12 protein-coding genes are annotated in these 13,097 nt (G+C 44.7%); 10 read left to right on the top strand and 2 right to left on the bottom strand.

Translation table 11 applies throughout. From position 1 onward, the window contains the following. Positions 1-38: 38 nt before the first annotated feature. The 10 genes from atpE (at position 39) to M5X66_RS00135 (ending at position 10,807) form a co-directional block, all read left to right on the top strand. Complete coding sequence (gene atpE / locus M5X66_RS00180; RefSeq protein ID WP_004246596.1) at positions 39-278, top strand: F0F1 ATP synthase subunit C; 240 nt, start codon at positions 39-41, stop codon at positions 276-278. Between the two features lie 57 nt (positions 279-335). Then, entirely contained in the window at positions 336-806 is a 471-nt protein-coding gene (atpF, locus tag M5X66_RS00175) for a F0F1 ATP synthase subunit B (RefSeq protein WP_036950611.1), read from the top strand. A gap of 12 nt (positions 807-818) precedes the next feature. After that, positions 819-1,352, top strand: coding sequence for a F0F1 ATP synthase subunit delta (gene atpH / locus M5X66_RS00170; protein ID WP_036950613.1), 534 nt, complete (start codon positions 819-821; stop codon positions 1,350-1,352). A 14-nt stretch (positions 1,353-1,366) separates the two neighbouring features. Then, complete coding sequence (gene atpA, locus M5X66_RS00165; RefSeq protein WP_006660649.1) at positions 1,367-2,908, top strand: F0F1 ATP synthase subunit alpha; 1,542 nt, start codon at positions 1,367-1,369, stop codon at positions 2,906-2,908. Positions 2,909-2,963: 55 nt separating this feature from the next. After that, entirely contained in the window at positions 2,964-3,827 is an 864-nt protein-coding gene (gene atpG, locus M5X66_RS00160; RefSeq protein WP_006660648.1) for a F0F1 ATP synthase subunit gamma, read from the top strand. A 34-nt stretch (positions 3,828-3,861) separates the two neighbouring features. Further along, on the top strand, positions 3,862-5,244 hold the full coding sequence (gene atpD / locus M5X66_RS00155) for a F0F1 ATP synthase subunit beta (protein WP_006660647.1): 1,383 nt from the start codon (positions 3,862-3,864) through the stop codon (positions 5,242-5,244). 21 nt (positions 5,245-5,265) lie between these two features. Continuing rightward, positions 5,266-5,691, top strand: coding sequence for a F0F1 ATP synthase subunit epsilon (locus M5X66_RS00150; RefSeq protein ID WP_006660646.1), 426 nt, complete (start codon positions 5,266-5,268; stop codon positions 5,689-5,691). A gap of 123 nt (positions 5,692-5,814) precedes the next feature. After that, positions 5,815-7,185, top strand: a complete 1,371-nt coding sequence (gene glmU, locus M5X66_RS00145) for a bifunctional UDP-N-acetylglucosamine diphosphorylase/glucosamine-1-phosphate N-acetyltransferase GlmU (RefSeq protein ID WP_036950618.1) — start codon at positions 5,815-5,817, stop codon at positions 7,183-7,185. 262 nt (positions 7,186-7,447) lie between these two features. After that, positions 7,448-9,280, top strand: coding sequence for a glutamine--fructose-6-phosphate transaminase (isomerizing) (gene glmS / locus M5X66_RS00140; RefSeq protein WP_036950619.1), 1,833 nt, complete (start codon positions 7,448-7,450; stop codon positions 9,278-9,280). Between the two features lie 231 nt (positions 9,281-9,511). Then, positions 9,512-10,807: an SLC13 family permease gene (locus M5X66_RS00135; RefSeq protein WP_154634338.1), complete on the top strand. Its 1,296-nt coding sequence runs from the start codon at positions 9,512-9,514 to the stop codon at positions 10,805-10,807. A gap of 105 nt (positions 10,808-10,912) precedes the next feature. Here M5X66_RS00135 and ulaG read toward each other — a convergent pair whose 3' ends face one another. Beyond that, positions 10,913-11,980, bottom strand: a complete 1,068-nt coding sequence (gene ulaG / locus M5X66_RS00130; protein WP_108479116.1) for an L-ascorbate 6-phosphate lactonase — start codon at positions 11,978-11,980, stop codon at positions 10,913-10,915. A gap of 115 nt (positions 11,981-12,095) precedes the next feature. Then, positions 12,096-12,851, bottom strand: coding sequence for an HTH-type transcriptional regulator UlaR (gene ulaR / locus M5X66_RS00125; protein WP_154599604.1), 756 nt, complete (start codon positions 12,849-12,851; stop codon positions 12,096-12,098). Positions 12,852-13,097 lie beyond the last annotated feature (246 nt).

Below are 13,097 nucleotides of genomic sequence, written 5' to 3'. Positions count from 1 at the left end.
TCAATAATTGTATTAACTGAAACAAACTGGAGACTGTCATGGAAAACCTGAGTATGGATCTGCTGTACATGGCTGCCGCTATTATGATGGGTTTAGCGGCGATCGGTGCTGCGATCGGTATCGGCATCCTAGGTGGTAAATTTTTAGAAGGCGCTGCTCGTCAGCCAGATTTAATTCCTCTGCTGCGTACACAGTTCTTTATCGTAATGGGTCTGGTCGATGCTATTCCGATGATTGCTGTTGGTCTGGGCTTATATGTAATGTTCGCTGTTGCCTAATTAACGTTCGGCACACATTAAGAACATTAACTAACTAATAAATAAGAGGTATTGTCTGTGAATCTAAATGCAACAATCCTCGGCCAGGCTATCGCGTTTGTCCTGTTTGTTTTGTTCTGTATGAAGTATGTATGGCCACCGATTATGGCGGCCATAGAAAAACGTCAAAAAGAAATTGCTGACGGTTTATCTTCCGCAGAACGTGCTAAAAAGAACCTGGAACTGGCGCAAACCGACGCAACCGACCGACTGAAAAAAGCGAAAGCTGAAGCTCAAATCATCATTGAACAAGCGAATAAACAACGCACTCAAATGATTGATGAAGCTAAAGCGGAAGCAGAAGCAGAACGTGCAAAAATCGTAGCACAAGCGCAAGCTGAAATTGATGCTGAGCGTAAACGTGCACGTGAAGAGTTACGTAAACAGGTTGCGATGCTTGCTATCGCAGGTGCCGAGAAGATCATCGAACGTTCCGTGGATGAAGCTGCTAACAGCGACATCGTTGATAAACTAGTCGCTGAACTGTAAGGAGGGAGGGGCATGTCTGAAATCGCTACTGTAGCTCGCCCCTACGCCAAAGCAGCTTTTGACTTTGCTGTGGAAAACCAAGCTGTTGCTAAATGGCAGGAAATGCTGGCCTTCACCTCTGAGGTGACGCGCAATGAACAGGTTGGTGAGCTGCTTTCTGGTTCTATTGCACCAGAAACATTAGCTAAAACGTTTATCTCTGTTTGTGGAGATGAAATTGACGAGCATGTTCAAAATCTGATTCGTGTTATGGCGGAAAACGGTCGTTTAACAACGATGCCAGAAGTATTAGCTCAATTTATCCAATTGCGCGATACGCTGGAATCAACTGTTGAAGTTGATGTTCTTTCTGCGAACGAACTGAGTGAACAGCAGTCAGCTAAAATTTCTGCCGCGATGGAAAAACGTCTGTCACGCAAAGTTAAGCTGAATTGCAAAATTGACAAGTCTGTTATTGCTGGAGTGATCATTCGTGCGGGAGACCTCGTCATTGACGGTAGTGTCCGCGGTCGCTTAGAGCGTTTAACTGACGTCTTGCAGTCTTAAGGGGACTGGAGCATATGCAACTGAATTCCACCGAAATCAGCGAACTGATCAAACAGCGTATTGCTCAGTTCGATGTTGTGAGTGAAGCTCACAATGAAGGTACGATTGTTTCCGTTAACGACGGTATCATTCGTATTCACGGTTTAGCCGAAGTCATGCAGGGTGAAATGATCGCACTGCCTGGCAACCGTTACGCAATTGCACTGAACTTAGAGCGTGACTCTGTTGGTGCGGTTGTTATGGGTCCTTATGCTGACTTAGCAGAAGGCATGAAAGTTAAATGTACTGGTCGTATTCTTGAAGTTCCAGTAGGCCGTGGCCTGTTAGGACGTGTAGTGAATACACTGGGTCAACCAATTGATGGTAAAGGTCCTGTTGAGCACGATGGCTTCTCTCCTGTAGAAGTTATTGCTCCGGGTGTTATCGACCGTCAATCAGTTGATCAACCTGTACAGACTGGTTATAAATCAGTCGATGCGATGATTCCAATCGGCCGTGGCCAGCGTGAGCTTGTCATCGGTGACCGTCAAACTGGTAAAACAGCTCTGGCGATCGATGCAATCATCAACCAGCGTGATTCTGGCATCAAATGTGTTTACGTTGCTATCGGACAGAAAGCATCAACTATCTCTAACGTAGTACGTAAACTGGAAGAACACGGCGCTCTGGAAAACACTATCGTTGTTGTTGCAACTGCATCTGAATCAGCTGCACTGCAATACTTAGCACCATACTCTGGTTGCGCGATGGGTGAATATTTCCGTGACCGCGGTGAAGATGCTCTGATCGTTTATGATGACCTGTCTAAACAGGCTGTCGCATATCGTCAAATTTCACTGTTGCTGCGTCGTCCACCAGGACGTGAAGCATACCCAGGTGATGTTTTCTATCTGCACTCCCGTTTACTTGAGCGTGCTGCTCGTGTTAACGCTGATTACGTAGAAGCATTCACTAAAGGTGAAGTGAAAGGTAAAACTGGTTCATTGACTGCTCTGCCAATCATTGAAACTCAAGCGGGTGACGTTTCTGCATTCGTACCAACAAACGTAATTTCGATTACTGATGGTCAGATCTTCCTGGAATCTAACCTGTTTAACTCTGGTATTCGTCCAGCGGTTAACCCAGGTATTTCAGTATCTCGTGTTGGTGGTGCTGCTCAGACTAAAATCATTAAGAAACTGTCTGGTGGTATCCGTACAGCACTGGCTCAATACCGTGAACTGGCAGCGTTTGCTCAGTTTGCTTCCGACCTCGATGACGCAACTCGTAAACAGTTGAGCCATGGTCAGAAAGTAACTGAACTGCTGAAACAGAAACAGTATGCACCAATGTCAGTAGCAGAGCAGGCACTGTCTCTGTTCGCTGCAGAACGTGGATATCTGGACGATGTTGAGTTAGCAAAAATTGGTGCATTCGAAGCTGCATTAGTTTCATTTGCACAGCGCGAGCATGCTGACCTTATGAACGAAATTGGTCTGGCGGGCAAATATAACGATGATATCGAAGCTAAGTTGAATAAACTGCTCGAATCATTCAAAGCCACCCAGTCCTGGTAATACTATTCGGCCCGTGAATTTTTATGGGCCGTCTGGTTAATAAGGAGAAGCAGAAATGGCCGGCGCAAAAGAGATACGTTCCAAGATTGGAAGTGTGCAAAACACACAGAAGATCACTAAAGCGATGGAAATGGTCGCGGCGTCCAAAATGCGTAAAACGCAGGAACGCATGGCGGCCAGCCGTCCTTATGCAGAAACCATGCGCAGTGTGATTGGTCACCTTGCATTAGGTAATCTGGAATATAAACACCCATATCTCGAAGAGCGCGAAGTTAAGCGCGTCGGGTATTTGGTTGTTTCAACAGACCGTGGTCTGTGTGGTGGTTTGAACGTTAACCTGTTCAAAAAACTGCTAGCAGACATGAAAACGTGGTCTGAGAAAAACGTTCAGGTTGATTTGGCTTTAATCGGTTCTAAAGCGGTAGCATTCTTCGGTTCTGTAGGCGGCAATGTCGTTTCACAAGTAACCGGAATGGGGGATAACCCGACCCTTTCTGACCTGATTGGCCCGGTTAACTCTATGCTACAAGCCTATGATGAAGGGCGTTTAGATAAACTGTATGTGGTGAACAACAAGTTCGTCAATACAATGTCTCAAGAACCAACTATTCTTCAGTTACTGCCATTGCCTGCAAGCGATGACGAAACACTGAAGAAGAAATCTTGGGATTATTTATATGAACCCGATCCTAAGGCGTTGCTGGATACCCTGCTGCGTCGTTATATCGAGTCGCAGGTTTATCAGGGCGTCGTTGAAAACCTAGCTAGTGAGCAGGCCGCTCGAATGGTAGCGATGAAAGCCGCTACAGATAACGGTGGAAACCTGATCAAAGAGTTGCAGTTGGTTTACAACAAAGCTCGTCAGGCCAGCATTACTCAGGAACTGACCGAGATCGTTTCTGGTGCTGCCGCGGTTTAACAGCTAGGTTTACGAATTACGTAGAGGATTCAAGATGGCTACTGGAAAGATTATCCAGGTAATCGGCGCCGTTGTGGACGTCGAGTTCCCTCAAGATAACGTACCAAAAGTGTACGATGCTCTTGAGGTTATTAACGGTAAAGAAAAACTGGTGTTGGAAGTTCAACAACAGTTAGGTGGTGGTGTTGTCCGTTGTATCGCAATGGGTACATCAGACGGTCTGAGCCGTGGTTTAGAAGTTGTAAACCTAGAGCACCCAATCGAAGTACCAGTCGGTAAAGCAACTCTGGGACGTATCATGAACGTTCTGGGTGAACCAATCGACATGAAAGGTGATATCGGCGAAGAAGAGCGCTGGTCTATTCACCGTGCTGCACCAAGCTACGAAGAGTTAGCTAACTCAACTGAATTGCTGGAAACCGGTATCAAAGTAATGGACTTAATCTGTCCATTCGCGAAAGGTGGTAAAGTAGGTCTGTTCGGTGGTGCGGGTGTTGGTAAAACAGTAAACATGATGGAACTGATCCGTAACATCGCGATTGAGCACTCAGGTTACTCAGTGTTCGCCGGTGTTGGTGAGCGTACCCGTGAAGGTAACGACTTCTATCATGAAATGACCGACTCAAACGTTCTGGATAAAGTATCACTGGTTTATGGCCAGATGAACGAGCCACCAGGAAACCGTCTGCGTGTTGCGCTGACTGGTCTGACTATGGCTGAAAAATTCCGTGACGAAGGTCGTGACGTACTGCTGTTCGTTGACAACATTTATCGTTATACACTGGCAGGTACTGAAGTATCAGCACTGTTAGGTCGTATGCCATCAGCGGTAGGTTACCAACCAACGCTGGCGGAAGAGATGGGTGTTCTGCAAGAACGTATTACCTCAACTCAAACTGGTTCTATCACTTCCGTTCAAGCGGTATACGTACCAGCGGATGACTTGACTGACCCATCACCAGCAACCACCTTTGCTCACTTAGACGCAACCGTAGTTCTGAGCCGTCAAATCGCATCTCTGGGTATCTACCCTGCGGTTGACCCTCTGGATTCTACCAGCCGTCAATTAGACCCACTGGTAGTTGGTCAAGAGCACTATGATGTTGCTCGTGGCGTTCAGTCTATTCTGCAACGTTACCAAGAACTGAAAGATATCATTGCAATCCTGGGTATGGATGAACTGTCTGAAGAAGACAAACTGGTTGTTGCTCGTGCTCGTAAGATCCAGCGCTTCCTGTCTCAACCATTCTTCGTTGCAGAAGTCTTTACCGGTTCACCAGGTAAGTTCGTTTCTCTGAAAGACACTATCCGTGGCTTCAGCGGCATCCTGAACGGTGATTACGACCACCTGCCAGAACAAGCGTTCTACATGGTTGGTACCATTGAAGAAGCTGTGGAAAAAGCGAAAAAGCTTTAATCCATCTGACGAGAGGTTGATATGGTAGCTGCAATGACATACTACCTGAAAGTAGTAAGCGCGGAAAAACAGATGTTTGAAGGCTTAGTACAAAAAATTCAGGTGACAGGTAGTGAAGGTGAGTTGGGGATTTATCCGCAGCATACCCCGCTGCTGACTGCCATAAAACCGGGCATGGTACGCATTACGAAGCAGTTTGGTGAAGAAGAGCTAATTTACCTCTCCGGCGGTATTTTAGAAGTTCAACCAACAGGTGTTATCGTACTCGCTGATACAGCGATCCGTGGTAAAGATTTAGACGAAGCTCGTGCAGTGGAAGCTAAACGCAAAGCGGAAGAACATGTCCGCAAAGCACACGGCGATGTTGATTATGCTCAGGCATCAGCAGAACTTGCAAAAGCAATAGCGAAACTTCGAGTTATCGAGTTAACTAAAAAGCTTATGTAATGATAGCAATATAGAAAAAGCCAGTTAGTTTGACTAACTGGCTTTTTTATTTGTGCGAAATATGTAGTAATTTATACAGGAAATAGGTTTACTTTCACCCCAAAGTTGGAGTTTCAGGAAAATATGACTGTGCAAAGAAAAAGTGTCGTGATTTTAGCTGCCGGTAAAGGCACACGGATGTATTCAGACTTACCTAAAGTTCTGCATTTACTCGCAGGTAAACCAATGGTTCAGCATGTGATTGATACAGCGAAATCAATCGGTGCGTCGGATATTCATCTGGTATACGGACATGGCGGTGATTTACTGAAAGAAAAACTGGGTGAACAAAACCTCAATTGGGTTCTGCAAGCAGAGCAACTGGGTACTGGCCACGCGATGCAGCAAGCCGCTCCCCACTTCCAAGATGATGAAGATATTGTCATGCTTTATGGCGATGTACCTTTGATCGCTAAAGACACATTACAACGACTGGTAGAAGCTAAGCCAGAAGGCGGCATTGGCTTACTCACTGTTATCCTAGATAACCCAGCCGGTTATGGTCGCATTATCCGCGAAAACGGCGAAGTCGTTGGTATCATCGAACAGAAAGATGCCAGTGAAGAACAGCGTAAAATCCAAGAAATCAACACCGGTATTATGGTTGCAAGCGGAAAAGACTTTAACCGCTGGCTGAGCCAACTGAACAATAACAATGCCCAAGGTGAATACTACATTACCGACATCATTGCTCTTGCTCATAAAGAAGGTAACAAAATTGCGACCGTTCACCCAAGCCATCTCAGTGAAATGGAAGGGGTTAATAACCGTCTGCAATTAGCTGCGTTAGAGCGCATCTACCAAAAAGAACAAGCTGAAAAATTACTGTTAGCGGGTGTGATGTTGATTGATCCTGCGCGTTTTGATATTCGCGGAACCTTAACTCACGGTCGCGATGTGGTGATCGACACCAACGTGATCATCGAAGGTAACGTGACACTGGGTAATAACGTTCAGATCCAAACAGGCTGTGTACTGAAAAACTGCGTGATTGGCGATAACTCAGTTATCAGCCCATACTCAGTGATTGAAAATTCTGAATTATCCACGGAATGTACTGTTGGACCTTTCGCTCGTTTACGCCCTGGTGCTAAATTAGCAGCAAAATCCCATGTGGGTAACTTTGTTGAAATGAAAAATGCCACGCTGGGCTTAGGCTCTAAAGCGGGTCACTTAAGCTATCTGGGTGATGCTCAGATTGGTAGTAATGTGAATATTGGTGCGGGCACGATCACATGTAATTATGATGGTGTGAATAAATTTAAAACGGTTATTGGTGATGATGTGTTTGTTGGCTCTGACACTCAGTTAGTTGCTCCAGTGTGTGTGGCTAATGGCGCAACCATTGGTGCTGGTACCACGGTCACTCGTGATATTAACGAAGGTGAGCTGGTGGTGAGCCGAGTGAAACAGACACACATTAAAAACTGGCAGCGCCCAGTAAAGAAAAAATAAGTAAATAAAACATAAGTAAATATAGAGGAGAGATATTCAAGTCTCTCCTATGATTAGTTATGAACGAATTAGTTATCTAAGAATTAGCAGTCTAAGCAATGTCGGTCAGTATTTTTTAATATAAAAATCGCTACAAAGTAGCAAATAGATAAAACAATAAAATTCCCCGTTTCTACAAGGCTGGGGAACAGCGAAAGCTGAACAATAATCAGGTTGCGACAATAAGAGGGGGAATAACCCCTTTATTTAGGAATAACTTAATATGTGTGGAATTGTTGGTGCTGTCGCACAACGTGATATCGCGGAAATTCTGTTAGAAGGTCTTCGCCGTTTAGAATACCGTGGTTATGACTCAGCGGGTATGGCGGTGGTTGATCACGAAGGTCATCTGCAACGCTTACGTGAAGTCGGTAAAGTGCAAATGCTGGCGGAAGAAGCAGAAAAGAACCCGGTTTCTGGTGGAACTGGTATCGCGCATACCCGCTGGGCGACTCATGGTATTCCAAGCGAGCGTAACGCTCACCCTCATACCTCGGGTTACATTGCCGTTGTTCATAACGGAATTATTGAGAACTATTTAGAACTGAAAGAAGAGCTGAAAAAACTTGGCTATATCTTTAGTTCAGACACTGACACTGAAGTGATTGCACACCTTGTTCATCATGAACAGCAGCAAGGTGGCACATTGCTGGAAGTGGTTCAGCGCGTGATCCCACAATTACGTGGCGCTTATGGCACCGTAATTATGGATAGCCGCAACCCAGAATTATTAGTCGCAGCACGTTCAGGTAGCCCGTTGGTTATCGGTCTGGGTGTTGGCGAAAACTTCTTAGCTTCTGACCAACTGGCATTATTGCCTGTGACTCGCCGTTTTATCTACTTAGAAGAAGGGGATATTGCGGAAGTTACTCGTCGCACTGTGCGTATTTTTGATAAGCAAGGCGCACCAGTTGAACGTGAGCAAATCGAATCGAATGTTCAATACGATGCAGGTGATAAAGGCGCATACCGCCATTACATGCAAAAAGAGATCTATGAACAGCCAATGGCGATTAAAAACACCCTCGAAGGGCGTTTTAACCAAGATAATGGTATCGACCTTAGCGAGTTAGGTCCAAAAGCCAGCGAAATTCTGTCCAAAGTTGACCATATCCAAATCGTTGCCTGCGGAACCTCATACAACGCTGGTATGGTTGCGCGTTACTGGTTTGAATCATTGGCGGGTATTCCTTGTGACGTGGAAATTGCGTCTGAATACCGCTACCGTAAACCGGCACATCGTAAAGGCAGCTTGATGATCACCATTTCCCAATCAGGGGAAACGGCAGATACTTTAGCCGCTCTGCGCTTGTCTAAAGAACTGGGTTACTTAACGTCCCTAGCAATTTGTAACGTTGGCGCATCTTCATTAGTCCGCGAATCTGAATTTTCGCTGATGACCAAAGCGGGTGCGGAAATTGGCGTTGCTTCCACCAAAGCATTTACAACTCAGTTAACGGTATTGTTGATGCTGGTGGCATATATGGGACGCCTGAAAGGGGCAAACCCAGAACTGGAAGAGCGTATTGCTCATGCGCTTCACGCACTGCCTGCGCGTATTGAAAGCATGCTGTCTCAAGACAAAGTGATTGAAGCGTTAGCTGAAGATTTCTCAGACAAAAACCACGCACTGTTCTTAGGTCGTGGCGATCAGTTCCCTATCGCCGTTGAAGGCGCACTGAAACTGAAAGAGATTTCGTATATCCACGCCGAAGCGTATGCAGCGGGCGAATTAAAACATGGCCCATTAGCGTTAATTGATGCAGATATGCCAGTTATCATCGTTGCTCCGAACAACGAACTGTTAGAAAAACTGAAATCTAACATTGAAGAAGTTCGCGCGCGTGGTGGTCTGCTGTATGTGTTCGCTGACCAAGATGCTGGTTTTGTGGCAAGTGAAAACATGAAAATTGTTCCCCTGCCGCATGTGGAAGAGTTAATCGCACCAATTTTCTACACTGTTCCTCTGCAACTGCTCTCTTACCATGTTGCGTTAATCAAAGGAACTGACGTGGATCAGCCGCGTAACTTAGCAAAATCAGTGACTGTTGAGTAATCTCGTTCTGATTTAAAAATCCAGCCGGTGTTCTGTAAAAGAACACCGGCTTTTTATTGCTTCTCTATTCTTACACACCATTAAAATTTCCCTACTGAACTATAATAATCCGATGCTAATTAGTTGATTGGGTATGCATCTATTCGCTATCAATTTCACGTATACTTAATTTTCTTGATGCAGTATTGAGCAATAATAAACAACAATAAAAATCAGCAGAAGGTTACGTGGATGGCAGAGATTGAATGGTTGAGTGCGGTTGTCATCGCAATCACAATAGGGTTTTGGGCGACAGGAAAACTACCAGAATATTTAGTAGCATTACTGTTTTTAGCAGCAGCGGCATGCTTACATCTAGCGCCAACCAATGTGATTTTCTCGGGGTTCACCTCGGAAGCATTTTGGCTCGTTTTAAGCGGATTCATTCTTGGGTTTGCCATCAATAAAGTGGGGCTAGCGGAACGGATTGCGCAGCATATCTCGGGGCGTTTCACAAAATCCTGGCTCTCATTGATCATTGGCGTGGTGATCCTCGCCTATGGATTGGCGTTTATTATGCCGTCGAATATGGGGCGAATTGCATTACTGATGCCGATTGTGATGGCAATAGCAGATAAAGTCGGGCTAGAAAGTGGCAGCCGAGGGCGTATCGGGTTAGCGCTGGCGGTGGGTTTTGGTACCTTCCAACTTTCTGCAACTGTGCTGCCTGCGAACGTTCCCAACCTTGTTATGGCGGGAGCGATAGAAACCACTTACCACCTTAAACTTTCCTACTTGAATTACCTGTTCCTGCATATGCCAATCTTAGGGCTGATTAAAGGCGCAATGGTGGTGCTGTGTATCTATTTTCTATTTCCTGCCAAATTGCAGCCGGTGGCTGAACAAAAAACCTTGCCGCCAATGAGCCGCGATGAGAAAAAGCTCGGTGTTGTGCTGGCAGTCACATTGCTTTTCTGGATCACGGATACCACACACGGTATTTCACCAGCATGGGTGGGATTAGTCGCGGCATGTTTCTGCTTGCTGCCTAAAGTCGGTTTTGTCACCAATGACGAGTTTGTTAAAGCGGTGAATATCCGTACTTGTATCTATGTGGCAGGGATTTTGAGCCTAGCAACATTGGTGAGTTATTCCAACGTTGGAATGGTGGTTGGTACTTACTTACAAAAGATGCTGCCACTGGATCCAAATAGCCCGTTTATGGATTTTGGTAGCTTAGTGGGACTGACTAGCGGCTTAAACTTTGTGGTGACGGCAAACGGCGTTCCAGCACTGTATACCCCGTTAGCAGAATCTCTCTCTAATGCCACGGGCTTACCACTAATTGCGGTTCTCATGGTACAAGTCATCGGTTACTCAACACCTTTATTGCCTTATCAAGCGTCTCCGATTGTTGTCGCGATGGGAATGGGCAAAGTGCCGTTAATGGATGGCGTAAGGCTGTGTCTGATTTTGTTTATTTTGACCTTTTTCCTCTTGGTGCCTCTGGATTATTTCTGGTTTAAATTGCTGGGCGTGATCCCTTAATCACGATTTTGGTGATTAACATAAAGTTAGCTATTTTATAAAGATAATAAAAATCCGGTAGGGTATATGCCTTACCGGATTTTGTTTTTTTAATCGATAACAATCTTATAAGAAGGCTTTATACGGCAATTCAGGTTCGTTTTTAAAGATGTCTTGGAAGCCTCTGAAATGCTGATAATGCATGCGTCCTTTATCGGTTGGGTAGGTATATTTTCCGCCAACTTGCCAGAAGAATGGGGTAAATTTATATTGCAGACGCTCTTTTTTCATATTCCATAACACTTCAATTTCACGAGGGTCATTTTGGAAGTTAGCCCAAATATCGTGGTGGAATGGAATAACTGTCGTGCAATCTAATGATTCTGCGGCACGTAAAATATCGGAAGAGGTCATTTTGTCGGTGACACCGCGCGGGTTTTCGCCGTAAGAAAGCAGGGCAACATCAATATTGTAGCGGTTGCCGTGCGCCGCATAGTAGTTGGAATAGTGAGAATCTCCAGAGTGATACAAAGAGCCGCCTGTGGTTTCAATTAAATAGTTCACCGCACGTTCATCCATACCGTCCAAAATGGCTTTGTCATAGGAAGAAACGCCTTTTGGTAAGGTCACTAGCGCGGTACGGTCGAATGAATCTAAAACACGGATTTTCATATCGCCAACTTCAATCACATCGCCCACTTTGGCCACAATGCAGCGATCTTCTGGTACACCCCAACCTGTCCATAGGTTGACGCAGGCTTGTGGACCAATAAATTTAACGTGGTCTCCGCAGTTTTGTAGCACTGCCGCCGCAACGTTGACATCAATATGGTCAGCATGGTCATGGGATGCCAAAATGGCATCGACATCTTTAATCGCAAATGGATCGAGCGGAAAAATCGCGGTACGTAAGTTGGGCTGCAGGGCTTCAACTCCGCCCATACGCATCATTTGGTGCTGCTGATTCATCAGTGGGTTTTTTTGGGTCTTTTTACCTGTACCACACCAAAAATCGATGGATATGTTAGTGTTACCTTCGCTTTTCAACCAAATACCTGTACAGCCCAGCCACCACATAGAAAATGTGTTGGGTTCTACGACGGTTTTTTCGATCTCTTCATTGAGCCAGGTTCCCCATTCAGGGAATGTGCTTAAAATCCAAGATTCACGGGTAATTTCATTTACTTTACTCATAGCAACACCTTTCCTATCCAGAATTTCAAATGTAAGGGATTAGCGCCTTATTAATGAAAATAAGGCGAAATACAGAATAAATTTGTTAATTCGTTGAATTAGATAGTTAATCTAATTATACAAGGATGACTTGCGTGCCTTGGGCTTCGATGGCTTTGATAATTTTCGGGTCGGCATTCTTACCGGTGATGAGATAGTCAATTTTTTCGGTAGGGCAAAATAACATGCCCGTTCGACTTCCGACTTTTGAGCTATCCACAACGACAACCAATTTATCAATACGATCGAGCATCTGTTGCTCCGCGACCGCAGTCAGCATATCTGTTTTGTACAACCCTGTTTCGGTTAAACCTTTCCCTGAAGTGAACATCCAGTTACCGGCATATCCCATCAATGTGCTTAATGCAGGATTGAGGAAAATACCTTGTGTTCGGTTATATTGCCCGCCAATCAGAACTACATCTTCATGTTCTTCTTCAATCAAATAACTGGCGAGAGGGAAATAGTTCGTTACTATCTGAACCCCTTTTCCACACAGTTGCTGTCCTAGCAAAAATGCGGTGGATCCACAGTTGATAACAGCGCTATCTCCCGGTTGGCAAAGTTCTGCCGCTTTCATGGCGATTTGTGACTTTTCTTCATAATGGTCGGTGCTATTGATATTCAGTGGTGACCATCTGAGTCTTTTTTCTTCAATGCGCTCTGCACCATTACGTATTTTTTTGAGTTTGCCTTGCTCATCCAGCTTGGCGATATCTCGGCGAGCAGTTGCCGGCGAAATATCAAAATGTTTTGTGATAAAAGATACGTTAATGATTTGATTTTCTTTCAATAAAGACAATATTTCATGATGTCTTTGTGTCTCATTCATGTGTAGCGCCTTATTTCTGTATAATCATTTTTCGTCTTTAGTGATGATTATTATAATCACGATTCCATGATAACTTTTGACTTAAAATGATTGAATTTGATTCTATATGATTATAATGAAAATTGTCAACTCACTAAATTCAAAAATTACCCATACCAATTTAATTCTTTAACTATATGTAAATGTTGATTTTTACTATATTTGTTGTGATCAGCTCAACAAATGTAGGGTTTTTTACTGGTCAAA

The sequence above is a fragment of the Providencia sp. PROV188 genome (assembly GCF_027595165.1).
GTDB lineage: Bacteria > Pseudomonadota > Gammaproteobacteria > Enterobacterales > Enterobacteriaceae > Providencia > Providencia lanzhouensis.
Note: the sequence above shows the minus strand (reverse complement) of the source record. Positions and strands in the feature narration are given on the sequence as shown.